The 26,264-nt window shown below is 69.5% G+C and carries 18 protein-coding genes and 1 pseudogene; 13 read left to right on the top strand and 6 right to left on the bottom strand.

All coding sequences use genetic code 11. The features are described 5' to 3' along the window. Window positions 1–33 precede the first annotated feature (33 nt). The 10 genes and pseudogenes from OG496_RS10360 to OG496_RS10315 all read left to right on the top strand — a co-directional run bounded on the left by OG496_RS10360 (window position 34) and on the right by OG496_RS10315 (window position 12,374). Window positions 34–2,724, top strand: a complete 2,691-nt coding sequence (locus tag OG496_RS10360; RefSeq protein ID WP_405970558.1) for an RICIN domain-containing protein — start codon at window positions 34–36, stop codon at window positions 2,722–2,724. Between the two features lie 23 nt (window positions 2,725–2,747). After that, window positions 2,748–3,623, top strand: coding sequence for an amidohydrolase family protein (locus OG496_RS10355; RefSeq protein WP_405970557.1), 876 nt, complete (start codon window positions 2,748–2,750; stop codon window positions 3,621–3,623). Between the two features lie 23 nt (window positions 3,624–3,646). After that, a complete protein-coding gene (locus tag OG496_RS10350; protein ID WP_405970556.1) occupies window positions 3,647–4,696 on the top strand; it encodes a zinc-binding dehydrogenase in 1,050 nt (349 codons plus the stop codon). Next, a complete protein-coding gene (locus OG496_RS10345; protein WP_405970555.1) occupies window positions 4,693–5,454 on the top strand; it encodes an SDR family oxidoreductase in 762 nt (253 codons plus the stop codon). Before OG496_RS10350 ends, OG496_RS10345 begins: the two co-directional genes overlap by 4 nt. Then, on the top strand, window positions 5,451–6,119 hold the full coding sequence (locus tag OG496_RS10340) for a bifunctional 4-hydroxy-2-oxoglutarate aldolase/2-dehydro-3-deoxy-phosphogluconate aldolase (RefSeq protein WP_405970554.1): 669 nt from the start codon (window positions 5,451–5,453) through the stop codon (window positions 6,117–6,119). Before OG496_RS10345 ends, OG496_RS10340 begins: the two co-directional genes overlap by 4 nt. After that, entirely contained in the window at window positions 6,116–7,165 is a 1,050-nt protein-coding gene (locus tag OG496_RS10335) for a sugar kinase (protein ID WP_405970553.1), read from the top strand. Before OG496_RS10340 ends, OG496_RS10335 begins: the two co-directional genes overlap by 4 nt. Before the next feature lie 51 nt (window positions 7,166–7,216). After that, window positions 7,217–8,221: an aldo/keto reductase gene (locus OG496_RS10330; protein ID WP_405970552.1), complete on the top strand. Its 1,005-nt coding sequence runs from the start codon at window positions 7,217–7,219 to the stop codon at window positions 8,219–8,221. 586 nt (window positions 8,222–8,807) lie between these two features. Then, window positions 8,808–10,115, top strand: coding sequence for an RICIN domain-containing protein (locus tag OG496_RS10325; protein ID WP_405970551.1), 1,308 nt, complete (start codon window positions 8,808–8,810; stop codon window positions 10,113–10,115). Window positions 10,116–10,616: 501 nt separating this feature from the next. After that, a pseudogene (locus tag OG496_RS10320) lies at window positions 10,617–11,957 on the top strand (jacalin-like lectin); the annotation flags it as partial. 9 nt (window positions 11,958–11,966) lie between these two features. Beyond that, window positions 11,967–12,374: an RICIN domain-containing protein gene (locus OG496_RS10315; protein WP_405976599.1), complete on the top strand. Its 408-nt coding sequence runs from the start codon at window positions 11,967–11,969 to the stop codon at window positions 12,372–12,374. 278 nt (window positions 12,375–12,652) lie between these two features. On the opposite strand, the gene OG496_RS10310 is transcribed toward OG496_RS10315, so the two are convergent. The 3 genes from OG496_RS10310 to OG496_RS10300 form a co-directional block, all read right to left on the bottom strand. Continuing rightward, a complete protein-coding gene (locus OG496_RS10310) occupies window positions 12,653–13,648 on the bottom strand; it encodes a fumarylacetoacetate hydrolase family protein (RefSeq protein ID WP_405970550.1) in 996 nt (331 codons plus the stop codon). Between the two features lie 19 nt (window positions 13,649–13,667). Continuing rightward, window positions 13,668–15,254 (bottom strand): MFS transporter, encoded by a 1,587-nt coding sequence (locus OG496_RS10305; protein ID WP_405970549.1) that lies wholly within the window; start codon window positions 15,252–15,254, stop codon window positions 13,668–13,670. Between the two features lie 131 nt (window positions 15,255–15,385). Next, window positions 15,386–16,330 (bottom strand): MBL fold metallo-hydrolase, encoded by a 945-nt coding sequence (locus OG496_RS10300; RefSeq protein ID WP_405970548.1) that lies wholly within the window; start codon window positions 16,328–16,330, stop codon window positions 15,386–15,388. A gap of 122 nt (window positions 16,331–16,452) precedes the next feature. Here OG496_RS10300 and OG496_RS10295 point away from each other — a divergent pair, with 122 nt between their 5' ends. Beyond that, a complete protein-coding gene (locus OG496_RS10295) occupies window positions 16,453–17,067 on the top strand; it encodes a TetR/AcrR family transcriptional regulator (RefSeq protein WP_405970547.1) in 615 nt (204 codons plus the stop codon). Between the two features lie 428 nt (window positions 17,068–17,495). Here OG496_RS10295 and OG496_RS10290 read toward each other — a convergent pair whose 3' ends face one another. Beyond that, the gene (locus OG496_RS10290) at window positions 17,496–20,387 is read right to left on the bottom strand and encodes a LuxR C-terminal-related transcriptional regulator (RefSeq protein WP_405970546.1); all 2,892 of its coding nucleotides are present in this window, start codon (window positions 20,385–20,387) and stop codon (window positions 17,496–17,498) included. A gap of 353 nt (window positions 20,388–20,740) precedes the next feature. On the opposite strand from OG496_RS10290, the gene OG496_RS10285 reads away from it, so the two are divergent. Both OG496_RS10285 and OG496_RS10280 read left to right on the top strand, forming a co-directional pair. After that, the gene (locus tag OG496_RS10285; RefSeq protein ID WP_405970545.1) at window positions 20,741–21,865 is read left to right on the top strand and encodes a helix-turn-helix domain-containing protein; all 1,125 of its coding nucleotides are present in this window, start codon (window positions 20,741–20,743) and stop codon (window positions 21,863–21,865) included. 320 nt (window positions 21,866–22,185) lie between these two features. After that, on the top strand, window positions 22,186–22,941 hold the full coding sequence (locus OG496_RS10280) for an amidohydrolase family protein (protein ID WP_405970544.1): 756 nt from the start codon (window positions 22,186–22,188) through the stop codon (window positions 22,939–22,941). Between the two features lie 129 nt (window positions 22,942–23,070). Here OG496_RS10280 and OG496_RS10275 read toward each other — a convergent pair whose 3' ends face one another. Beyond that, window positions 23,071–24,486, bottom strand: coding sequence for an FAD-dependent oxidoreductase (locus tag OG496_RS10275; RefSeq protein WP_405970543.1), 1,416 nt, complete (start codon window positions 24,484–24,486; stop codon window positions 23,071–23,073). Then, complete coding sequence (locus OG496_RS10270) at window positions 24,483–25,973, bottom strand: FAD-dependent oxidoreductase (RefSeq protein ID WP_405970542.1); 1,491 nt, start codon at window positions 25,971–25,973, stop codon at window positions 24,483–24,485. Before OG496_RS10270 ends, OG496_RS10275 begins: the two co-directional genes overlap by 4 nt. Between the last annotated feature and the right edge of the window lie 291 nt (window positions 25,974–26,264).

The raw sequence follows: 26,264 nt of genomic DNA, 5'->3' as shown, positions 1-26,264 counted from the left end.
GAACTGACCCAATCCAGAAAGGAGTTCAACCGGATGAGACGCGCACGCATCTTCGCGGGACTGCTGCAAGCGCTTGCTCTGGCCGTCACGGCGGCCGTGGCACTGCCCGCCCAGCAGGCCTACGCGGCCACGACCAATCTCTACGTCGACCCGTCGGGCGGGAACGACAACAACTCGGGCACCAGCACGGCCTCGGCCTTCAGAACCATCGGGAAGGCCCAGTCGGCGGTTCGCGCGATCAACTCGGACATGTCCGGGGACATCGTGGTCAACCTGCGCGGAGGGACGTACTCGCTGACGCAGCCCGTCGACTTCACCTCCGCGGATTCCGGTAGCAACGGTCACTCCGTGGTCTATCAGGCGTACGGGAACGAGACCCCCGTCGTCACCAGCGGCAAAGCCGTCACGGGCTGGACCGCCGCAGGAAACGGCCAGTACAAGGCGCCGGTCGGCGACTTCGACTTCCGCCAGATGTACGTCGACGGGGTGCGCGCCACCAGGGCGCGCTACCCGGACGTCGGATCCGACTTCCAGTTGCAGTCCGGTGACAAGACCAATCAGGTGCTGAAGGTGCTGAGTTCGCAGGTGGCCTCGTGGGACCACTTCGACGAGGTCGAGATGGTGCTCCAACTGCAGTGGGCGGAGAGCTACCTGCGGCTGAAGTCGTACACGAACAGTGGCGGTCTCGCGAGCCTGTCCCTCCAGGACCACGAGGCGGGCATCCTGTTCCAGCGCCCGTATCCGCTGCTGTCGAACGGTTCGCCGCTGTATTTCGAGAACGCCCACGAATTCCTCACCGAGCCGGGCGAGTTCTACGTCGACACGCACGAGCAGATGGTCTACTACCTGCCCCGGAGCGGGGAGACCATGTCCACGGCGAGCGTGCAGGCCCCGACGCTTGAGACGCTCTTCGACATCCAGGGCACCGACCTCGACCACCCGGTCCACGACCTCCGGTTCTCCGGCATCACCTTCACCTGCACCACATGGACCGAGGCGAGTACGAACGGGCTGCTCAACGCGCAGGGCGGCAACTTCAACCTCTCCGCGGACGCCAGCAACAATCAGTACGTCGACCGTCCGCCGGCCGGCGTGTACGTGGCGAACGCCGACGACGTGTCCTTCACTGCCAACACGTTCACGCAGATGGGCTCCACAGCCCTGGACCTGCACCACGGGGTACATGACTCCGCGGTGACCGGCAACATCGTGTACGACGTCGCCGGCAACGGAATCATGGTGGGCAAGTTCTCCGACCCCGATGTCGAATACCACACCGTCTACGATCCGCCGACCTCTCCCGCGGGTGAGGACGTTCGCGAGGTCGTCACCGGCGTCACGGTCACCAACAACCTGATCAGCCGCACAGGTCAGGACTATCCCGGCACAGCCGGCATCAACGCGGGCTTCGTGCACGGCACCACCATCGACCACAACGACATCTCCGACTCGCCCTGGGCCGGGATCTCGCTCGGCTGGGGCTGGCAGTCCGCGGCCAACGCGCTCGGCGACAACTCGGTCAGCTTCAACCGCATCGGCAACGTCCAGAACCAGCTCTGCGACACCGCCGGGATCTACCACCTGTCCAACGACCCCGGCACGGTGATCAACGCCAACTACATCCACGACGTGGTCCGTTCACCCACGGCGTGCGGCTCGGCCGTGGCCGGCATCTACCTGGACGAGGGCTCCGACAACCTCACCGCATCGAACAACGTGCTCTCGCGCACCGACAACTTCATCCAGCAGAACCGCAACGGTTCCAACGTCACCCTGAGCGGCAACACGACGACCGGTGCCGCCGTCATGGCAGCCGCAGGACTTCAGTCGCCGTACCGAGGGCTGCTCGCCGAGCTCAACCTCGCCTACGGCAAGGCGGTTTCGGCCTCCTCCGTATACAGCGCGAACTGGGCGGCCGCCAAGGCCAACGACAACGACCCGGCCACCGGCTGGTCACCGACAGCGGCCGACACCTCGGCCTGGTGGCAGGTCGACCTCGGCAAGGCTTACGCGCTCGGTCAGTTCTCGCTCACCACCCGACAGGACATCGACCAGTCGGCGACCCGCAACAACTTCGAGGTACGCGGCTCGAACGACCCCTCATTCGCCACGTACACCGTGCTGGGCCGCCAGGACAGCACCGCCCTGCCGTACGGGGCCACACTCACGGCGAAGATCGACGCACGGCAGAAGTTCCGCTACCTGCGGATCGCCAAGACCGACGGCGGCTACTTCTACGTGACGGACTTCAGCGTGCAGCAAGCCGGAGGCGCACTGGAGGACGCGGCCACCACGCCGGACTTCAACCCGTCGACGTACTACACGATCAAGAACGTGGGCAGCGGGCTGCTCGCCGACGTCTACAACAACTCGACTGCGGACGGCGGAAGCGTCGTCCAGTGGGCCGCCGATTCCGGGGCCAACCAGCAGTGGAACGTCGTGCAGGTCAGCGGCAACCTGTACAAGATCGTCAACCGCAACAGCGGCAAGGTCCTCGACGTCAACAACAAGTCTCACGCCAAGGGAACCGCACTGGTCCAGTGGACGTACAACGGCGGTAACAACCAACTCTGGTACTTCGAGCCGACCAGCGGCGGGTACGTCATCCGCAACTTCGAAACCCGGCAGGCCATGGAGGTCTACAATAACTCGACCGCCAACGGCGCGGTGATCGACCAGTGGACACCGCTGAACCAGACCAACCAGCTCTGGACCATTCAGTGAGGTCCGAGGTCCCAGCGACTCCGATGCCCGACCCCGGTGGTCCCGTGCCGCTCGTCGACGCCCACCACCACCTCTGGGACCTCACCCGGCGGCCGCAGCCGTGGCTCGACGAGCCCACGCTCGCACCGATCCGCCGCGCCTTCGCTGTCGGTGACCTGCGATCGGACGCAACCCGTCCGATCGCAGGTCACCGGCTGGGAGCCACCGTGGTCGTGCAGTGCGTGACCTCCCTGCCCGAGACGCGGGAACTGCTCGCGCTGGCCGAGCGGGAACAGCTCATCGGCGCGGTGGTCGGCTGGGCCGATCTCACCTCTTCCGCGATCGGGGACACTCTGGACGGTCTGCTGGCGGGGCCCGGCGGGGGCTATTTGCGGTCCCTGCGGCATCTCGTACAGGCGGAGACCGACCCCGGATGGCTGCAACGCCCTGATGTGGAGCGGGGATTGCGGGCGGTGGGCCAACGGGGACTGGCGTACGACGTGCTGGTCCGGGCTCACCAGATGCCGAGCGCCGTCCTGCTCGCCCGGCGCCATCCGCAGGTGCCGCTCGTCCTCGACCACGCGGGCAAGCCGGACGTCGCGGGCGGCGAACTGGCCGACTGGGAGAAACAGATTCGGCTGCTGGCCGCGCATCCACAGGTGCGGTGCAAGGTATCCGGACTCGTCACCGAGGCCGACCACGAGGCATGGACGACCGAGGACATCCGCCCTGTATGGGACGTGCTCCTGTCGGCCTTCGGCCCGGAGCGGCTGATGTTCGGCTCCGACTGGCCGCTGTGTCTCCTCGCCGGCGGCTGGGACCGCTGGGCCGCCGCGGTCGACGAGCTGCTGGCGGTCTGCTCCGCCCCTGAGACCGAGGCGGTCCTCGCGGGTACCGCCTCCGCCTTCTACCAGTTGTGATCCATCCAGAAGGAGCTTCTTTCGTGACCGACGCACTGGCCGTGCGCTATGCCGGCGCCCGTACGCTCGACACCGGCCCTGCCATCGGCGCGCCTCCCGGCCCCGGGGAGGTGGAACTGACACCGGCTTACGTGGGGATCTGCGGTACCGACCTGCACATATTCCACGGCGACATGGACGCCCGGGTCACCACACCGGCCGTCCTCGGGCACGAGATGTCCGGTCGCATCGTGCGGGTCGGCCCTGGCGTGGAAGGCTGGCGGCCGGGGGACGCGGTGACCGTGATGCCGCTGCGCTGGGACGGTACCTGCCCGGCCTGCGTGGCGGGTCACAGGCACATCTGTCAGCACCTCGACTTCATCGGGATCGACTCGCCGGGCGCGCTGCAGCAGCGCTGGACCGTGCCCGTCTCGACACTCGTGCGCCTGCCTGAGGGAATCCCGCTGGACCGGGCGGCGCTCGTGGAACCCACGGCGGTCGCCGTGCACGATGTCGGCCGGGCCGGGGTCCGGGGCGGCGAGAAGGCCGTCGTGGTCGGCGGCGGACCGGTCGGCATCCTCATCGCGCTCGTCGCGCGGAACGCCGGGGCCGACGTCCGGGTGGTCGAGCCGAGCACGCACCGCCGTCTGCTCGCCCAGGAGTTGGGACTGGGCGTGTGGGACCCGGCGGGCGACGACGTGCCCGAGCGGGTGCGGGAGTGGACCGCCGAGGCCGGCGCGGACGTGGCCTTCGAGGTGTCCGGCGCCGCGGCCGGTGTGGAGACCGCGGTCGAGGTGCTGGGGGTGCGGGGCCGGCTGTGCCTGGTGGCCATCCACCCGCGCCCGCGCGAGGTGAACCTGCACCGCTTCTTCTGGCGCGAACTCACCCTGGTCGGCGCCCGGTTGTACGACCGCTCCGACTTCGAGCAGGCGGTGAGCCTGGTGGCCGACGGGACGATCCCCGCCGAGCGGCTCATCAGCAAGGTCGTACCACTCGTCGAGGCGCCCTCGGCGTTCGAGGCGCTGGAGGCCGGCGGAGACGTGATGAAGATCCTCGTGGACTGCACCACCGAGACACAGGGGGGCGCCGCGTGAACACGTTCGACCTGACGGGCCGGCTGGCCGTCGTCACCGGAGCCCGGCGCGGCATCGGCCGGGCCATGGCCCGCGCGCTCGCCGAGGCCGGCGCGGACGTCATCGGCGTCAGCGCGAACCTGGAGGAGTCCGGCAGCGACGTGGCGAAGGACGTCTCCGCCGCGGGGCGCTCTTTCGAGGCGATCCGCACGGACTTCGCCGATCCCGGTGCCGTCCGCGCGCTGGGCGCCGACCTGGCCGGCCGGGCCCGGCCGGTGGACATCCTCGTCAACAACGCGGGCACCATCCGCCGGACCCCGGCTGCCGAACACACCGACGACGACTGGGACCTGGTCCTCCAGGTGAACCTCGGCGCCCAGTTCGCGCTGACCCGGGCGGTGGGCGCGACGATGGTGGCCCGGGGCAGCGGCAAGGTCATCTTCACGGCGTCACTGCTCAGCTTCCAGGGCGGGATCACGGTGCCCGGCTACACCGCCGCGAAGCACGGCATCGCCGGCCTCACCAAAGCCCTCGCCAACGAGTGGGCCCCGCACGGCGTCAACGTCAACGCCCTCGCCCCCGGCTACATCGCCACCGACAACACCCAGGCCCTGCGGGCGGATCCGGTACGCAGCAAAGCCATCCTCGACCGAATCCCCGCCGGACGCTGGGGCAACGCCGACGACCTCGCGGGCGCCACCGTCTTCCTCGCCTCCGACGCCGCCGCCTATGTGCACGGCACGGTCCTGCCCGTCGACGGCGGATGGCTCGCACGATGACAGACGCGTTCGCCAGACGTCAGAACGGAACGGCGGATCCGGCATCCGTGCTGCCCGGCTCGCGCATCCTGCCTGTCCTGACAGTGCCGTCCGCCACGACGGCCGCTCCGCTGGCGGAGGCACTCGTGGCCGGCGGGGCGCGCTGCGTCGAAGTCACCTTGCGTACACCGGCGGCGCTGGAGGCGGTGAGGACCATGGCGGCGCACGGCGGTCTGTGTGTCGGCGCAGGTACCGTCCTCACGCCGGAGGATGCGGAGAGAGCCGTGGAGGCAGGGGCCCGGTTCGTGTTGTCGCCCGGCTACGACGCCGAGACCGTGGAGCGCTGCCGCCTGCTGGGCGTACCGGTGATGCCCGGCGTGGCCACGGCGACGGAGGTGCAGCGAGCACTGCGGGACGGCGTCAGCACGGTCAAACTGTTCCCGGCCGAGTCGCTGGGCGGTCCGGCCGTGATCGCCGCCCTCGCGGCGCCCTTCCCCGGGATGCGTTTCGTACCCACCGGCGGAATCGGGCCGGCCCGGCTGCCGGAGTATCTCGGCCACCCCGCGGTGGCCGCGGTCGGTGGCAGCTGGATGGCCTCCGCCGCTCTCCTGGAAAGCAACGACTGGGCGCAGGTACGGAGGCTGACAGCGGAGGCTGTGGCGATCGGCGAGCGGGGCGTGTCATGAGCGGCAACCGCTTCGACGTGCTGGCTCTGGGGGAGGTGATGCTCCGCTTCGACCCAGGCGAGGGACGCATCCGTACGGCCCGCACCTTCCAGGTCTGGGAAGGGGGCGGTGAGTACAACGTCGTACGGGGTCTGCGGCGCTGCTTCGGCCTGCGGACGGGTGTCGTCACGGCCCTGGTCGACAATCCGGTCGGTCGCCTGGTCGAGGACCTGATGCTCCAGGGCGGCGTCGACACCTCACTCGTGCGGTGGACGGCCGATGACGGCGTCGGCCGCTCGGCCCGCAACGGACTCAACTTCGTCGAGCGCGGATTCGGGCTGCGCGGCGCGCTCGGGGCGAGCGACCGGGCGCACACGGCGATCTCCCGGCTGAGGCCTGGCGACATCGACTGGGACGAGGTCTTCTCCCGGGGCGTGCGCTGGTTCCACACCGGCGGCATCTTCGCGGGGCTCTCCGACACCACGCCTCAGGTCGCGGAGGAGGCCATGACCGCCGCACGGCGGCACGGCGCCACTATCTCCTACGATCCCAACTACCGCCCCAGCCTGTGGGCTTCGCGGGGCGGAGCGGCCCGCGCCCGCGAGACCGATCTGCGCCTCGCCCGCCACGCCGATGTCATCACCGGAGCCCTCGGCCTCGCAGGAGATGGCCCTGACACCGTCCCGCTGACCGCTGACGAGGTACCCGACGCGCTTTCCGCCGTCAACGCACGGCTCCCTCAGGCACGGGTCCTGGCCACGACCATGCGTGCCGTCCGCTCGGCAGGCGTCAACGACTGGTCCTCCGCGGCATGGTCGGCCAAGACCGGCTTCCGTACCGGCCCGGAGATGCCAGGACTCCAGGTCCTGGACCGCATCGGCTCCGGCGACGGGTTCGCCGCCGGGCTCGTGTACGGGCTGCTGAAGTACGACGACCTCGACCGCGCCCTGGCCTACGGCGCCGCCCACGGTGCGCTCACCATGACCACCCCGGGCGACTCCTCCATGGCCACCCTCATCGAGGTCGAGGCGCTCATCGCCGGTGGTTCGGCCGGCGTCAGACGCTGACCGGCAACAGGACCGCCGTACCACCATGCCTGTACCACCAGGGAGGACGCCTTGCGGAGCCTGAAGATCAGGAACACCCCTCTGGAGGTCACCGAGCTCGGCTTCGGTGCCTCCGTCATCGGAAATCTCTACCGGCCCACACCGGTGGCGGACGCGACAGACGCGCTGGAGGCGGCGTGGGACGCGGGTATCCGCTACTTCGACACGGCGCCGCACTACGGGCTCGGCCTCTCCGAAATTCGACTGGGAGCCTTTCTGCGGAGCCGTCGGCGCGACGAGTACGTGATCTCTTCGAAGGTCGGCCGTCTCCTCGTCCCCAACGAACGTCCCTGCGGCACCGACACCGAGGGCTTCGTCGTTCGTGACGATCTGCGGCGGCAGTGGGACTTCAGCCGGGACGGTGTACTGCGTTCCATCGACGACACCCTGAGGCGCACCGGGCTCGACCGCCTGGACATCGTGTACCTGCACGACCCCGACGACCACTGGCGGCAGGCCGCCGAGGAAGCCATGCCCGCCCTCGCGGGCCTGCGTGACCAGGGAGTCATCGGCGCCATCGGAGCCGGAATGAACCAGTCGGTCATGCTCGCCCGGTTCCTCCGTGAGACCGCCGCCGATGTGGTGATGGTTGCCGGGCGGTACACGCTGCTCGACCAGTCGGCACTGGGCGACGTACTGCCCGCGGCGCGAGCACTGGGGAAGAGCGTGGTCGCGGCGGGCGTGTTCAACTCTGGCCTGCTCTCCGGTGACCGGCCTGCCACGGGTATGAAGTACGACTACCAGGCAGCCCCGTTGGACCTGGTGCGCCGTGCCGCGGCGATCGCCGATGTGTGCGAGCGGCACGGAACCACGCTTCCTGCTGCCGCCATCGCGTTCCCCTTCACCCATCCCAGCGTCGTCAACGTCACCCTGGGCATGCGCACCGCGGTCCAGGTCACGCGCAACGCGGAACTCAACGTCCGGGCTGTACCTGCCGGGCTCTGGGACGAACTGCGCGCGCACGGGCTGCTGAGCCCGGATGTGCCCCGGAGCCAGTCCGATCGCGCGTATCGATGACCGGGGTGACCGACTTCGACTGGAAGCGAACGAATCGTCCCGGCAGCACGGTGGTGACGGCTTCCTGCGTGGTGAGCCGGATCTGACCGGGCTTCGAGGACCACTGAGAGGAATCGTCCTGAACAGTCTCGCCAGGGCTCCGGAGGACCGGCCCACCCCGGGTTGGCTGCTGGCTCTCTTCGCGGCCGCGGGGGAGCGGAAGGGCCGCTCCGGTCGAGTCGGCTGCCGCACGGTCCGGCGGCCGCCATCGCGCGGCGCGCCGGCTGCGCGTGACCCGTTCGCATGGTCGTACGAAGATGTCGAGGGACTCGGTCGCGGGCCGGTGGCGGCGCACCGCGAGCCGAAAGACAGCCATGTCCGATGCCATGTCTCCTGGCGGCGGATCACGGTCGTCGCCGATCCCGTTGCCGTAGCGATCCGGGGCACGGGTGAGCGTGTCACACGATCGGAACGCACACTGGTGCGCCGGCACCGCACGGGTGTGTCATGGTCATGACCGATCTCCCGACCTCTGGTCGTCCAGGCACACGAGAGGACAAGTACGTTGCCCAGTCGAAGAGTTGTGTGCGGCGCTGTGCTGGCCGCCATGGTCATACCGTTGGCCGGCGCAGGCGAGGCGGTCGCCGTGCCCGCCGGGACGGTGTACGTGCAGAGTTACGTCACCGGTCTCAACGCGGCCGACAGCGCCGGCACGGTGGTCGCGCACAATCCCAAGGGCGGCGAGGACCACCAGCAATGGACCCCGGCCGCTGTCACCGGAGGCTACGAGCTGCGCAACACCGACGAGACCGGCACCTGCCTCAGTCGCAGCGGCACCTCCGCCGTCACCGCCGCCTGCGGCACCGCGGCGGCCATCTGGACGATCACCGACGCCGGCTCCCACACGTACACCGTCAGCGCGCCGGGGACCACGACGTACCTGACCGCTGTCTCGGGTTCAACCGCCGTCCAACTGGGCGCGGCGGGGGACCTCGCGCGCTGGTACCTCACCCCCGCGCCCCCGGCCACGACGACCATCCCCTCCGCGGACACCCGGACCCTGGACCAGGTCACCTTCCTGACCGCCCATAACGCCTTCGCCAACGGCGTCGACGGCAACTTCGCCTCCTTCCCGGTCAACCTCTTCCCCAATCAGGACCGTGGCATCAGCACTCAACTGAGCGACGGCGTACGCGGGTTCATGCTCGACGCGTACACCGTCGACGGTGCCGCCGTGCTCTGCCACGACAGCTGCTCCGGCGTGAGCAGCCCGGTCCCGCTGGCGACCGACATCCAGCGCATCGTCACCTTCCTCAAGGCCAATCCGGGACAGTTCGCCACCGTGTTCCTGGAGGACTACACCTCCTCGGACGTCCTCAAGTCCTCCCTGGGCACCGTCAGTGGACTCTCCGACGTGCTGTACCGGCCCGACCAGGAGGGGGTGGCCACAAAGGGCTGGCCCACCATGGCCGACCTCGCCGCCCGCGGAAAGCAGTTGCTGATCTTCAGCGACCGCACACGGGCGAGCGACATCTCCAACGGCTACACCACCCGGGACACCTTCGGAGTGATGTACCAACGCGAATGGACCGTGGAGAACTACTGGTCGATGGGCGCCGGTATCGGGGACTCCGACTGGTCCTGCTACAGCCGATGGGGCACCGACCGGCCGTTGACCGTCGACTCCACGGTCTTCCATCCGTTGTTCGTGATGAACCACTTCCGGGACGTCCCGATCGACGTGACCATCGCCACCGACAACGGCAAGCTGCAGAACCGCGCCGAGAACTTCTGTGCCCCGGCGGCCCGCAAGAAGGCGAACTACCTCGCCGTCGACAAGTACGAGACGGGCTCGCCCACGCCGTTGACCACGGTGGGGGTGCTGAACACCTACGTGCTGGCCGCCGACCAGTAGCCGGAGGGCGTGGCGGCGACGGCCACGCCCCTGGCCCGACCGGCCTCCCGTCCCTACCGCGTCTCTTGCGTCGGGCCGATGTCCCCAGGGCCCTCTGTGCCCTCTGTGCCCCTGCTTCACTGATCGCGGTGCGGCACGTCGGCCCGCCCGAGGTGTCACCTTCCGGCGCCGCCCCGGACGGGGTCCGCAGTGGTGCGCGGCAGACCGATCCGACGCACTGAACGGGTGTCGTACGCATGGAGGGCCGATGACGCGCGGGATGCGACCGAGCGCGTTCCTGTGGATCGGAAAACGAAGCGTGCAAGCGCTTACGCAAGCAGCCTACTCGCCAGTACAGTCACATCCGCCTCGTCCGTCTCTCGGTGTGGGCAACCAACTCCCCTGTGCTCTTCGGCAGTTGAGCGTTCGGCCGAAGCGACTCCCCCTCAGTGGACAAAACGCCTCGGCATGTTCCGTGCGGCCGAGTGCCCGGATGTCCACCTCCGTACCTTGGAGACATCCTTGCGAAGACTCCTCTCTGGTCTGGCGACCGGAGCCCTCCTCCTGACCGGCCTGGCCGGTCTCACCCTCGCGACGGCACCCGCCGCCGCCGCCATCGACTCGGGCAGCTTCAACGTCCTGTCCTACAACGTCGCGGGCCTTCCGCAGGCCATCAACAGCGCCGACACGGAGCGGACGAGCGCCACCACGGCGATCGGCCAGCGGCTCAGCCCGTACGACATCATCAACGTGGAGGAGGACTTCAACTACCACGCCTACCTGTACGCCGCCGACTCCCATCCCTACCGAACTCCCACCAGCGGCGGAGCGGGCATCGGGAGCGGCCTCAACACTCTCTCGAACTACGCCTACGACGAGGACGACTTCGAGCGGGTCGGCTGGGACTCCTGCCAGTACGACTCCGGTGACTGCCTCACCCCCAAGGGCTTCACCTTCATGCGCGAGCGCCTTGCCCAGGGTGTCTACGTCGACTTCTACAACCTGCACACCAACGCGGGTACCAACGACGGCGACGAGGCCTCACGAGCGTCCAACCTCGCTCAGCTGACCTCGTTCATCCAGACGCACTCCGCCGGCAACGCCGTGGTCGTCATGGGTGACACCAACACTCGCTACACCCGTTCCGCCGACACCATCGCCGACTTCGTGTCGGACAACGGGCTCACCGACGCCTGGGTACAGCTGGAGCGCGGTGGCGTGGCGCCCACCAAGGGCAGCAGCGCGCTCGTCTGTGACGAGTCAGCCATCACGAACACGTGCGAAGTCGTCGACAAGATCATGTACCGGAGCAGCAGGTTCGTCAGCCTCAACGCGACGTCCTACAGCAACGAGCACGCCAAGTTCCTGGAGGACTCCTCCGGGCTGATGCTCTCCGACCACGACCCCGTCACGGCGGGCTTCACCTGGAGCACCAACCCCGCCTTCCAGCTCAGCGACCAGTTCGGCGGCCCGCACGGCGACTACTTCACCGACATCGCCGGCGTGCCCTGGGGAGCGCAGGCGACGGCGATCTCGCTGCGCACGGGCTCCCGCGTCGACCAGATGGGAGTGACCCTCAGCAACGGGACCACGCTGACCCACGGCGGGACCGGCGGTACGTACTCGTCATTGACGCTGGCGAGCAACGAATACGTGACCAGCGCCTATCTGTGCCGGGCCGAGTACAACAGCCACACCAGGATCTTCTACGCCAAATTCACCACGAACCTGGGCAACACCCTGGCCGGGGGCTCCACCACCTCCGACTGTACGACCATCACCGCGCCCACCGGCTGGCAGATCTCGGGCTTCCACGGCCGGAGCGGCGACGAGGTCGACAAGATCGGCTTCATCTACACGCCGAACGACTTCATGCTGGTGAACCGGGCGACCGGCAAGTGTCTCGACGTCAACGGCGGGTCCACCGACGACGGGGCGAACGTCCAGCTGTGGACCTGTCACGGCGGCACCAACCAACGCTGGCGGGTCGAGCCCCTTCTGGACGGCACAAGCCGGATCATCAACACCAACAGCGGCAAGGCTCTCGACGTCGCCGACTGCGGCACCGCCGACGGCACCAACATCCAGCAGTATCTGTTCCTCAACAACGCCTGTCAGCGCTGGACGCTTGACAGCACCGACAGCGGGTGGGTGCGCATGCTCAACCCCAACAGCGGCAAGGTCGCCGACGTCGCGAACTGCGGTAGCACCGACGGTACCAACGTCCGCCTGTGGACCTGGCTGAACAACTACTGCCAGCAGTGGAGCCTTCAGCCGTAGCACGGTGACGGCGAATCCCCCGGTCGGACGGGGAGAGCCGGCCCCAGGGTCGTCCGCGCGGGTCGTCAAACCCTCGCGGACGACCCGCCGTCGCTTCCGGCGGCCAGGCGGGCCGACCGCGAGGACGTTCTCAGTACACCGACCGCAGGATCTCGACGACCTGCTTCTCGGCCGGCCGTCATAGGGGGCGCAGTAGCTGTGGGGGAAGCTGCTGGGTGCCGCCGTTCCTTGCCCACCACGACCGGCCCACCACGGGGCCGGACACGCGGGTGGTCAGGTCATTCGGGGGGTGAATCCGGCTCGTCCAACACGGTGTCCCACGCTCTTGGGCGGGCCGGGCGTATGGGCACGGGGGAGGTTCCTTCGACGACGGTATTGCTGACCGTGCCGATGCCCTCCACCTGCACCGTCACCGTGTCGCCGGGGGCGAGCGGTGGCGGGCTCAGTTTTCCGCGGCGGCCCCAGAACTCGGCGAGGCAGCCGTTGCCGCAGGTTCCGGAGCCGAGGACGTCTCCGGGACGTACCTCGGTGCCGCGTGACGCGTACGCGGTCATTTCCTCGAAGGTCCACGCCATGTGCGTGAGGTTGTCCCATCCGATGACGTCGCCGTTGACGCTGACACGGGCCTTCAGGTCGAAGCGGCCTTCGGCGTCGCGATGGGGGTCGAGTTCGTCCGCAGTGACGAGGCAGGGCCCCAGAGTGGTGGCGGAGTCCTTGCCCTTGGCGGGGCCGAGTTTCACCCTCATCTCGAAGCCCTGGAGGTCCCGGGCCGACCAGTCGTTGAGGATGGTGTACCCGGCGATGTGGTCGCGAGCCTCTTCGGGGCTGAGGTCCCGCCCCCGACGGCCGATGACGGCGGCGACCTCCAGTTCGAAGTCGAAGCGCGTACAGCCAGGAGGCACGGGCACGTCGTCATGGGCTCCGACGACGCTGTAGGGATTGCTGAAGTAGAACGCCGGTTGCGCGTACCACTCCGGAGGAACGGTGTCACCGTACTCACCGTACCCACGGGCCACACCTTCGACGTGCTGTTCGAAGGTCATGAAGTCGCGGATGGTGGACGGCTGCAATGGAGGGAGCAGGCGGACGTCCTCAAGGGCGAACGGCGCCGTGGTCCGCTGGGTGAAGGATCCCGTTTCCATCAGTGCTTCCTGGCCCAGCTCGATGAGGTGCAACAGGGTCGTGCCGGTGGGGAACGGATGTATGTCGTCGCCGTCGGGGGAGAGAACTCCGCAGAGCTGGACTCCGTCGTACTCGCAGGTCACGAAACGCATGGCGGATTCCTTGCCCTTGTCAGTGGCGGGGGGCGTCGGCGAGCGGTTCGGCCGGGCGCCTGAAGCCGATGAACAGGGCGGAGACGAGGGCTGCCACGAGACAGGCGCAGGCGGTGAGGACGAGCCCCGTGCCGTACCCGTCGGCGAGTGCCTGCTGGGTGAGCGCGGCCGTCTTGGCGCTGAGCGGTCCGAGTTCCGCGGTGTGCAGGGCGATCGGGCCGCCCGCTCCGAGCACCGCCTCCGCAGTGCCGCGCTCGGCGGGGGTGAGACCGGCACCCGCGAGCCCCGAGGCGATCCGGCCCGCCGCGATACTGAGCGCGACCGCGCCGACGATCGCGGGCCCGAGTGTCTGGCCGAGGTCGCGGACCAGGCTGGTCGTGGCGCCGGCCATACCGGTGTGCTGCTGCGGGACCGTGTTGACGGCGGCGGCGGTCAGCGCGGCGACGACCAGGCCGAAGCCCAGACCGTTGAGCACCAGGGGACCGAGCAGGACCAGTAGTCCCTGCTCGCCGACGGGGATCGCCCGCAGCCACAGTTGGGCCGTGGCGAGGAACACGAAACCGGCGACGAGCATGGGGCCGGGGCCCGTGCGGTGCAGCAGCCGTACCAGCAGCGGCCAGATGAAGGGCGTGATGCCCTGGATCACGAGAAAGGGCACCGCTGCCTGGAGCGGGCTCTGGTGCTGGATGACGCCGAGCCGGATGCTCAGGTCGTAGGCGCCGCCCAGAAAACCGAACATGCCGACCACCGCGGCCACGGTCGAGGCGGCGAACGCGGGAATGCGGAAGAGCTCCAGGCGCAGCATCGGAGCGGCGGAGCGCGTCTCCCACCCGACGAAGGCGGCCATGAGTACCGCCGCCGCGACGAACGCCCCGACGACCGGCCCGGAGCTCCACCCGTCGGTGGGGCCCTGGATGATGCCGTAGAGGAGACCCAGCAGCGACAGCGCGATGGTGATCTGGCCGGGCCAGTCCAGCGCGCGGCCTTCGGGAGCACTTGACTCGGTGGTGAGGAACCATGCGGCGACGGCGGTGACCAGTGCCAGGACCCCGACCACGGCGAACGCCCAGCGGAACGAGGTGTGTTCCACCACGGCGCCCGAGAGCAGCGGGGCGAGGAAGGCGCCCAGCGACAGCGCGGTCGTCCAGGAGGCGAGGCCCCGGGCGCGGGCGGCGGGTGTCGTGGTGCCGGCGGTGACCACGGCGAGCGAGGCGGGGAAGAGAGCTGCCGCGCCGAGACCGGAGAGTGCCTGCCCCGTGATGAGCTGGGCGGGGGAGTGCGCGGTGGCGGAGACCAGGTAGCCGAGCGCGGCCACCAGGGAGCCGTACACCAGGAGTTTCTTGCGGCCGTAGAGATCGCCCAGCACTCCGAAGGTGAGGGCCAGGACGGCCGCCGGCACCATGAACGCGTCGCTGATCCAGGTCAGTTCGGCCCCCGAGGCCTGCAGACTGCGCTGGATGACCCCGTTGATCGCGGCGGGCAGGACGAGGCCGATCTGGGCCAGGCACACGGCGAGGCAGCCCGCGACGAGAGTGCCGGTGTGGCGCTCCGGCGTGGTCGCTTCCGTTACGGCCTGGGGCAGTGGTTGAGCGGAGCTGGAGACCATGGCTCCTCCGGGGGGAAGTGCCCCGCGACGTTGCGGGGCATGACGGTTCATGAGGGAGGTGTGAACGGTGCTACGGCGGGATGCCCGTGCAGGACGAGAGATCCCGGCCGGGAACAGGGGGCGCTCAGCTGTCAGGGTGAGGGCTGGGGGCAGGCGAGCTCGGCCATGCAGCCGAAGAGGTCGGGGCCGTCGAGCTGTGTGTGGCCGGGGTCGAGTTCGCGGTAGACGGTGTGGACGTTCACCGCGAGCCGTTCGCTCTCGGGCAGTTCGGCGAACCGTCCGAGCGGTATCGTGCGGGTGGCTTCGCCAACCGTCATCCCGGCCGCGAAACGGGCGCTCGCCTGGTCGTGCACGTATTCCAGGTAAGCGCGTGTGGCGTGCAGCGCGGCCTTGGTGGTCACCGGTCCGTGGCCCGGTACGACGGTTTGTACGTCCAGGCCGAGAATCAGTTCGCAGGCTGCTATCCAGTTGTCGAACGGGCCGTGCCACACGACCGGAGTGCCGCCGGCGAAGACGATGTCGCCGGTGTAGACCGTACGGGCGTGCGGCACATGGACGATGGTGTCGCCCGCCGTGTGCGCGGGCCCGACGTCGATCAGTCGGACGCAGGTGCCGCCTATGTCGAGGGTCAGTTCGCGGTCGAACAGACGGTCGGGCAGGCGGGGAGTGATGCCCGTGAACTCGAAGCGGTCGAAGATGCTCCGGGCGAACAGGCCGGACGGGGTGGCCGCCGCCGTGAGCCGGAGCATGTCGGGCGGCTGCACCTGGAGCATGTCGGCCAGCGACCCGCGCGCCGCGACGATCTCGGCCGAGGGCACCAGTTCGTTGCCGAACCAGTGGTCGCCGTTGCCGTGGGTGTTCACGAGCGTCGTGACGGGCGCGTGTTCCGTGTGCTCGGCGAAGGCGTCCAGCATGCGCCGGGTCAGGCGCAGGTCGTACAGGGTGTCGATCAGGAGCGACTGGTCGCGTCCGACGACCAGACCGGCGTTGCTCATCCCCCAGCCGCCCGCTTGCTGATGCCACAGATGGCATCCGCGTCGCAGGCGGACGTACTGCGCACTGCGATCGGAAACCATCGTGCCTCCTCGGGCGGAATCCCGCAGGTCAAAAGTAGACTCGGGTACATCATTAGATTTGAATCTAAATCCGAAGAGGAGTCCTGGTCAAGAGACGGGCGTGACGTGATAGATCTGATGTCATGACGAGCCCGGAAGTGCGTCCCGCCGAACCCGGCCGCAGGGAACGCAAACTGCGCCAGGCCCGTGACCGTCTCTACGGTGCGGCGATCGAACTCTTCGTCGCGCAGGGCTATGAGGCGACCACGATGGAGCAGATCGCCGAGCGGGTGGACATGTCGCGGGCCACCGTTTTCAACCACTACGCCCAGAAGGCCGGCATCCTGGAGGAATGGGGTGCGCGACGCCGGGCCCGGGTCCTGGAGATCCTCCGGCAGGAGCACGCTGAGGAGCTGCCGGTCGGTGATCGACTGCGCCGTTATGTCGGCGAACTCGCCTCGCTGAACATCGGGTCCAGAGCCGAGACGGTGGTCCTCATGGAGGCCTCGGCCCGGTTCGGGCAGTTGCTGCGGGATCCGATGCCGGAGCGGGAGATCGCCAGGATCATCGAGGACGGAGCCCGGCGTGGTGAGGTGATATCGGAAGTGGATCCCGGCGAGGCCGGTTCGCTCGTCGCCGCGGGCTACTTCGCCTCCGTGATCCGCTGGGCCGGCGCCGAGCCGCAGCCTTTTGACCTGAGGGTGCGCCTCGACCGCATGCTCGACATCGTGCTGGGGGGAATTCTCGCCCGGAGGTGAGGGCCGGCCCACCGTCCGACTCGGTGAGGCGCCACCGCGACCGGCGTTCCCATGAGGAACGGCGGGTCTCGAAGGGCGTCGGGCATCCCTTACGGCCACGAGCGGCTTGTGCTATTGCCATCGGCGCCGTCCGACGTACCCGCCGAGGTTCTTGCCACTCCCTGCGCAGGCTCGGCCGTGCTCGACGGAACCTCGCTCATCGCGGACGCGCGATGGCCTGGCCGCGACAAGGAGGGGTATGTGGGTCGGTATTTCAGGAAGGCCGGTGGGGGGCGCCGCCGGACTGCCCCCTTGGCCAGCCGTCGAGCCGGAACCGGGATGAAGGTTCTGCGACCGTCCTGCCGCAAGAGTTCGGTTTCCGCCGGCGCCGCGCTGTGACGGTGCGGTGCGGCACATGGACAGGTCCGAGGCCTGCCCCGTCGCGCCTGTCACTCCCAGGAGTCACGGCTCTCCCAGCCCGTCAGGAGCCCCAGGGCCTGTGCCCTGTTACGCACGTCGAGCTTGCGGTAGATGTTGGTGCAGTGCCGTTCCACGGTCGACACGCTCAAGTGGAGCCGAGCCGCGATGTCGGCGTTGCGCAGCCCCACCGCGGCGAGGCGCAGCACGTCCAGTTCACGCGAGGTCAGGCCGGCCCGGCTCAGGGACGTGCCCGCCAGGCTGCGGGGAGCGTCGGGCGTGGGGAGACCGTCGGGCGGTGCGGCGGGGCCCCGCCGAGTCTCCCGGATCGGGCGGCCCGGGGTGGCGAGACGCTCGCGCAGCTTCGTGGCCTCTTCGAACAGTTGGGCCGAGTCGAGTTCACGCGCGATCTCCTGGGCCTCGTCCAGGGCATCCAGTGCCGCTCCCGTGTTTCCTCGCCGGAACAGACGGGCCCGTTGCAGCAGGCAGCGGGCGATCCACCAGCGTGCCCGCAGGCCGCGGCTGGTGTTCTCGGCCTTCAGGTTGGCGGCGCGCGCGGAGGACAGATCCCCTGCTCGGCGTTGCAACTCCGCGACCAGCCAGCCGATGGGTGCCACAGGGAGATAGGAGGCGTACACGGCGAACTGGCCGGCGTACGGCGTCAACGCCTCGCACGCCTGCCGCGACAGCTCCGCGTCCCCCGCCAGGCCGGCAGCCAGGGCCCGCACCGCCGTCTCCTGCGACCAGGTGGGACCTGGTGCCGGGGGGCCGGCCTCGCGGAACCGGCGGGCGAGCGGTGGTACACGTCGCCGTGCCGCGTCGTTCCCGGCGGCGGCGAGCACGGTCTCGGTGCTCGCCCACAGTGCGGACACGTGTGGCGGCAGCGCCCGTGGCGGCCGTACGATCCGGGGTTCTATGCCGAGTGCCCGGCCGGTGTGCGCGGTCCAGGTCATCGCCATGGCGGCGGGCATGATCCGCTCCTCCTCCGACAGCGGGGCGGGCAGCCTGCGCAGGGCCTGGACCAGCCCGTCCACGTCTCCCGACAGCAAGGCCCGCGTGGCGCGCAGAAGGTTCAGCTCGATGCTCACCCGTATGTCGCAGACCATGTCCTCCACGGTCGCGCACCGGTTTTCCAGCGACGCGAGTGCCGCGGCGTCCCCCTGCGCGAGGAACAGCCCCGTCGCCGCCGGAACGATACGGCCCAGCGCGGCCGGATCGGTCACGTTCACCTCTTGAACGTGCTCCCGCACACGGTCCCAGCCGTGTGGATTGCCGTTGACAAGCGCGTCGGTGGCCAGGACCTGGTCGGCGACCCGCCGACACTCCCGCGGATACTCCCTGACCAGGCGCACCGCGCTGTCGGAGATGTCGCGTGCGGCCGGGAAATCGTCCTCGCGCAGGGTCTCCGCCGCGACGGCCCGCACGCGGGCACTTGTCTCGGGACGATCGTCCGAGCACACCTCGATCGCCTCGGCCAGCAGCGCCGACAGCTCCGCGCGGGTGGGCCCGGACGCCCCGGGGAAGCGATCGGCGGTGGCGAGGTCCGCGACTGTGTCGGCCAGCAGCCCGGGGTCCGTCAGCCCGCGTGCCACAGCCACCGCGTCGGACAACGCGCGGATGGCCGTCCGGTGGTCCCCGACGCGGCCGGCGCAGCGACCGAGCACGGTGAGCAGTGTGTGACGGACCGACGGATCCACGGTGCCCATCAGTGCGTAGGTCGAGAAGTCGATCGCGTCGGCGGGCCGCCCGTGCGACTCGCACCAACGGGCCGCGTCAAGACAACGGCGCACGGAGACGGCGGAGTGGTCACCCGTTCCCATGAAGTGGGTGGCGATCTCCGCGGGGGTCCACTCCGCCAGTTCGGCCGGATCCGCGGCTGTGATGGCTTGAGCCAGTGCCGCCCGGGCACGAGGAATCCGCTCAGGGCTTGGCAGGACGAGGGCCAGTTCGGCGAACAGCGGATGCGTGAAGCTCACCAGGGGCCTGTCGGCGGTGCCGGAGAACTCGACGATGCCCGCCCTCTCGGAACGTTCCAGTACTCGGGGGACTGCCTGTGCCCGCTGCCGCAGGGCGCGGCACAGCAGCGAGACCGGCAGCGGCCGGTCCGCGATCGCGAGCGTGGCCAGAACCGCTTCGCGCTCGCACACGGCGACGATGCGCCGGGCCGGTCCGTCGATCAGCAACTGGCCCGCCGCGGGCGTGCGCGAGGCCGTCTGTGTGAACGCGTCCCGGAAGGCGAGTTCACGGGCGAGCCGGGGGTTGCCTCGTGCCACGCGCACAACGCGCTGCTCGGCGCTGTACGAAAGAGCGGTGGGCACGTTCTCGCGGATGACCGCGCGGATGACAGAGTCCGGGAGAGGATCGAGGTCCACCTTCGCCGTCCGGGAATGGCCCAGCCAGCGATGCCAGGGGGCCACCGCCTCGGTGCCCTCCTCGGATTCGGTCTCCGCGGTGACGGTGACGAGGAGGGGAAGCCTTTCTGCGACGCTCAGCAGCGCGTCCACGATCAGAGTCGAAGTGGCGCCCGCCCGGTGCGCGTCGTCCACGAACAGGGCGACAGGTCCCGCCGCGGCCGCGGCCTCCAGTGACTCGGTGAGCGAGCTGACGAGCCGGTGGTCACCGCCGGCGGCTGCGGCCGTCAGTGTCGAGGCCATGTCCGCCGCCGTCACCTGGGGATGTGCCGTGACCAACTGCGCCGTCAGGTCCTGCCACAGCCGCATGGTCTCGGCGAACGAGGAGCCCCTCACGGTCGCTGACGCGCAGGCGGCGAAGGTACTGGCGCGTTCCCTGACCACCGACGCGAGTGTCGAGCGCCCCATTCCGGGAGCGCCGACGATGACGAGCCCGGAGCCGCCACCATCACGCAGACGCGCGATCGCCTCGGAGACGGTACGTTCGCCACGGTGGTCCGAGGCGTCCTGCATGGCGTTTCTCTCCCTGTCGCACACCGTGGGGAAGTGCGGTGACCCGTCGGCGCACGGCGCTGAGGCCGGGGTCCGGGGGACGGCTCTGTCGAACACACCTACGGCGCCGCAGTGGATGAGTGTCGTCCAGGCTCGTAAGCAACATATCCGATTGCCACCGGCACACTCTCCCGTTTTCGCACAAAGTTTCCCATTCGCTGCTGTCGCTCGCCACGGAGAACGTCGTGTGCGGGGGAGAGATGAGGGTTTTCCGTGAAGCGGGATGCCGCTGCCGTGACGAATCCTCCAGGGGCGGCGCCTCTTGCGGCGCGCGACGCGCGGCCGGTGTACGGCCGGCGACAGTGGGAGGATCAGTGCGACGTCAGCCGTTCACCGAGCGTGCCGTGGCCCGATGGGCGCGGGCTCGTCTGGGTCTGTTGCGGCGCGGTCCCGGCGCAGCTCCGGAGAGCGGCCCCGAACTGAACCGGTTGCTCAGTGTCGAATTCCTCCCCGCCTACTTCGACGCCCTGGACGATGTCGACGGCTGGGAGCCGCGGGCGGTGAGTTCGGCACAGCGCGTGAGCCGTGACTGGGCTCGCTGTGGTGGTGACCTCGACACGCTCCTGGAGGCTGTGTACGAGGTGACCGACGAACTGCACGACGAGGTACTCGCGCGGCCGGATTCGCCGAACGCCCTGATACATGTACACGCGCGGCGGGCCGCGCTGCTCGGATCGAGGATCGTCGCGGAAGCGGTCCTGGAGTTCGAACGGGCCCAGGACCGGGGGGCCGCCATGTCCGCGAGCATGGGTGATCGCACGGAACACCGGCTGGTCAGCGTCCTCATGGAAGGTTCCGGACCGCCCTGCTCCGTGCACGACCTGTACGCGGTACTCGCGGTGCGTCTCGGCGACACCGCCGGGCACGAGGCCGAGGACGCCTTCCGCCGCCACTGCGGTTCGCGCATCCTGTGCCTGCTCGGCACGACGGGTGGCCATGTACTCGTCCCGGCGGGGGAGGCCGACTCGGTCCAGGTCCGGGCGGAACTGGCCCGGGCCGAACTGGGCCGGGCCTGGGTGGCGCTGGGCGGCTGGGGCGGCCCCGGGGACCTGCCGGACGTCCGGCGAAGCGCCGATGACCTTCTGGCGATGGCCGTGGCCCTCTACGACCCCGGTGTGTACGAACTCGGCGACCTCGCGGTGGAGTACGCGGTGGCGAGTAGCCCGGTGCGTGCGTCGGCCGCAGCCGCTGCGATAGCCCCGGTACTGCGGCGGCCGGTCCTCCGGCTGACCCTGGAAGCCTTGATAGCCGCGCACGGCAACCTTCCCGAGGCGGGCGGAAGACTCGGCGTACGCAGTGAGGTCCTGCACGACCGCCTGCGGCGGATAGAGACCCTCACCGGCCATGCGCCGGACCACGGGCCGGGACTGGACGCCCTGCGTGCGGCCTGCGCCGCCTACGCGCTCACTTCGGCGGGGTCGGACGGCGACCGGCGGTGAGCCCGTCCACGACTCCGTAGCCCGGCGCGTCAAGCCCGACGAGGGGTGTCCGCCGGATCGAGCAGGCGCCGCCCTCCGCCGAGTACCGCTTCCGGCGCGGCGCCGGGTGCCGCCCGGCACCGCGTCCGGGCATTGTGAGCGGCGAGAACTGCTGGTGGTCGTCCGTGGTGTGCTGCGACTAAGGTCTGGTTAAGCGGTCGCTCAGATCTTTCCTGAGGCACCGCGGTAGGGCTCTACGGGAAAGCGGGAAGGGCGGACAGGCTGTGCCGGTCATCGATGCGTGGATGCAGCACCCCACGCTGCGTCACTCGAATCACGAGATGTTCGAGTCCTTGCGCCGTTGGACGGGACGAGGGCTGCTGGAGGAGCCGCTGCCGGTCGAGGCCACGGTGGCCGCGATGACCGCGGCGGACGTCGAGCTGGGGCTGTCGGCGGCCTGGTACGGACCGGAGGGGCCGCTGATCGGCAACGACGAGGTGGCGGAGTTCGTCGCCCAGTCCGGCGGACGGCTTCGAGGGGTCGCGGGGGCGGACCTCACGCGGCCGGTCGAGGCGGTGCGGGAACTGCGCCGCGCGGTGCAGGAACTCGGCTTCGTAGCCCTGCGGGTGGCGCCCTGGCTGTGGCAGCTGCCGCCGACCGACCGACTGTACTACCCGCTCTACGCGGCCTGCGTAGACCTCGGCATCCCCTTCTGTACCCAGGTCGGTCACACTGGTCCGATGCGCCCGTCCGAGACCGGCCGCCCCATCCCGTACATCGACCAGGTCGCGCTGGACTTCCCCGAACTGGCCATCGTGTGCGGCCACATCGGCTATCCGTGGACCACGGAGATGATCGCGGTGGCCGACAAGCACGCCAACGTCTACATCGACACCAGCGCCTACACCGCTCGGCGCTATCCGCGTGAACTGGTGGAGTACCTGCGCGGCCGGGGGCGCCGGAAGGTGCTGTTCGGCACCAACTACCCCATGATCACTCCCGCCCAGGCCCTTGAGCACCTCGACGGTCTCGGCCTGGACGAGGAGACCAGGGAGTTGTTCCTGGCCGGCAACGCACGACGGGTCTTCAGTCTCTGACCGCACCGTCGGCGCCGGGCGGCGCGGGATCAGGCCGCCCGGCGCCCCGGCACTCCGCCCCCCGGACAACTCGCCGACGACCCACGGGCACATGCCCGACCCGCATTTTCGTCGGGCAGCTGCTGCACGTTATCCGGCTGCCGCCGTACGGCCGGCGATACGGCCCGAGTTGTAACTGAACGACGTGCTGTTGCCCGCCATGACGAAGGGATACGTGCCGCCGTACAGGGTGTTGACGTCACGGCCCGCGCCGTACAGCCCCGCGACCGGGTTGGCGTCCCTGTCGAGCGCCCTGCCATGGTCGTCGACCGCGAACCCGCCGACGGTGCCGTAGCCGCCGACGTAGAAGCGCGCCGCGTAGTAGGTTCCGCCCTCCAGCGGGTGGAGGTATCGGCCCTGTTTGAACATGAGGGAGTCGCGGCCGGTCCAGCAGGCATGGTTGTACGCGTCGGCCGTCACGGCCAGCCCGGCCTCGTCGATACCCGTGAGGTCGGCGAGTTCCGCGAGCGATCCTGCACGGAAGACGTGCGGGAAACCCTCGGCGACGGCCTTGCCGACGGCACCGTCGAAGTCGTCCGGCCGGGTCACGGGCAGCTTGGACATCAGGAAGTCCCACCCATGCCGCTCGTAACGGGAGTTGATGTCCGAGGTCAGGATCATGTACCCGTGGCCGCCCGGCTGGCGGTGAACGGCGTTGGCCGCGTAGCCGGGGTGACGCATGGTCGACTCGTCCATGAAGCGCTCGCCGTTGTGGTTGACCATGAGGTTGGGCTGCCGGAAGGAGCCGAGTTCGACCGGAGTGCCTCCCGGACCCCAGTAGGGCTCGGGGAGGCAGACGTACGTCTCCACCATGGTGTCCGTCGGGGCGGCGCCCGCGGACAGCGCCATCTCGATTCCGTCACCGGTGAGTTCGGGGAAGGCGAAGGAGAACAGGTCCTGGCCGTGACGGTAACCGGTGTGCTGTTCGATGAGCGCGCGGGAACCTCCGAACCCGCCGGTGGCGAGGACGACGGCGCCGGCGGGCGGCCGGTGTGTGACGCCGTCCGCGGTCGTGTACTCGACTCCGGTGACGGAGCCGTCCTCGACCAGCAGCCGCGTGGCCCGGCTGGACGTGTGGAAGGCGACCCCGAGCGCGCGGGCACGTCCTTCCAGGACCGCGGTGATCTCCGGGCTGTCCGGTTCGCGGTAGTGCCAGGTGGGCTCCGCGCCCAGGTAGTAGGCGACCACGTCGCTGAACTCCACCCCCATGGCAGCCAGCCACTCGACGGTGTCGGCGGACTGATTGACGTACGCGGAGACGAGGCGTGCGTCGGTGCGCCACTGGGCATGTTCCATGAGCCGGTGGAACGCCTCGTCGCGGGTGAGGGCGATCTGGCGGTCGCGCTGCATCCGGGTCTCGACGGCGAACAGGCCGGCGCCGCCGCGGATGGCGCCGCCGATGCGGCCGGTCTTCTCCAGGGCGGTGACGCGGGCCCCCGCCTCGGCGGCGGACACGGCGGCGGCCAGCCCGGCACACCCTGTCCCTATGACGACGACGTCGCTCATCCGCGGTCCTCCTCCCTGACGAGCCGGCCGGCGTTTTCTCCGGCGATGCGTCCTGAGTTGACCGCGAAGGCCAGGGCCAGGCCGAAGAGGTGCTGGCCGCAGTAGTCGGTACCTATCCAGCCGGAGGCCAGCGAGCCCGCGACGTACAGGCCCGGTACCGGTGTGTAGTCCTCTCCGATCGCTCGCATCCGCTCGTCCACCCGGACGGGGCCGGCCGTGTCGATGATCATCGGGCCGAACTTGATCGCATGGAACGGTGGTTGGAGGAGCGGACGAAGATAGCGGCGGTCCTTGACGAAGGTCGCGTCGTAACCCCGGGCGCAGTGCGCGTTGTACTCGGCGACCGTCGCCTCCAGTTCCCCTGCCGGGGCTCCGATCCATTCGGCGATCCCGGCCCAGTCGTGCGCGGTGACCGCCCAGTCACCTTTACCGGTGGCGGTTTCCAGGTGTTTGCGCAGGGTGACGGGGCGAAGGGGGGCGCGCGGCAGGATCCAGCCGTCGGTGTCGGCGTCGTCGACCATCGCGTCGTCGTAGAGCGCGAAGCCCGCCATGCCGGGCTGGCGCAGCAGCGGGTTGCTGCCGGTCTGGAGGTGGATGGCGACGGCCTCGGAGCTGAAGCGCCGGCCGAGGCGGTTGACCCAGACGGTGTTGGGCTGCCGGGTGGCCGAGCCCAGGCAGAACTCACCGGGGCTGTCGCTGCTGGAGCAGGTCTCCTTGATGAGCGTGGCGTGCGGTTCGAGGCGCACACCGGTCTCCGCCGCCATGCGTACTCCGTCGCCGGCCATGGGAACGCGGAAGCCGCCGATCGACTCGTCGTAGAAGTAGAAGTACTTCTTCATCAGCTCAGGGTTGCCGTGGAAGCCACCGGAGGCGAGGACGACCGCCCTGGCGCCGACCACGGTCTCGGTTCCCTCCCGCTCGACCACGACACCGGTGACGGCGCCGTCGGCGTCGGTGCGCAGGGCGGTGGCGCGCGTACCGGTCCAGATCTCGCCCCCGGCCTTCTCGAAGGCTTCGCCCAAGGCCCTCACGACGAGGCTGAACTTGACCAGGTTGTGCCCGTTCCTGCCCTCGGGCCGGGCCGGCACGTGCCAGGTGGGCGCATGGTCGTACGACATCTTGTACTCGACCGCGATGGTGAACGGGACGCCGCTCTTCTCGGTGAGCCACTCGATGGTCTGCCCCGACCTGTTCAGGATGGCGCGCAGGATGCGTGGGTCGACGCGCTCGTGGTGGTGCCACTCCATGGCGGTGCGGAACACGTCGTCGGCGGGGACATCGACGATCTTGTCGCGTTGCTGGCGGCTCTCGCAGGCGTAGAGGCCGGTCGCGAACGCCGCGTTGCCACCGATCTTCGCGCGCTCCTCGACGAGCAGCACACGACGTGCGCCGCTGTCCTGAGCGGCGAGCGCGGCGGCGGGGCCCGCTCCGCCGCCGCCGATCACGATGACGTCGGTGTCGGTGCCGGCGGCTGGGCTGGGGTGCACAGATGGCCTCCTTGTCCGAGGTACTGCTCGTTCCGGGGCACGCCTGGTCGGAGGCGTCCGCTGAGCTACCAGAGATGTCATAGGGCATGAGCGCGTGCCAAGGGGCGGGAACATCGCCTGTCCCGATGGGAGGCAGCAGCACTCCTAGTAGAAAGATCCGACATGACGGCTGTATCGCGAAATGCGAAAAGAACGCCCCGTCTCGCATCCTCTGTAGCTGACCTGCGGAGTTCATTCCGTGAGGGGGCCGGCGACCGGCCCGGCCGATGGCAGCCATTGACGACGGTGATC

Source organism: Streptomyces sp. NBC_00988, assembly GCF_045162645.1.
Lineage (GTDB): Bacteria > Actinomycetota > Actinomycetes > Streptomycetales > Streptomycetaceae > Streptomyces.
This window is presented reverse-complemented; position numbering and strand designations above follow the sequence as displayed.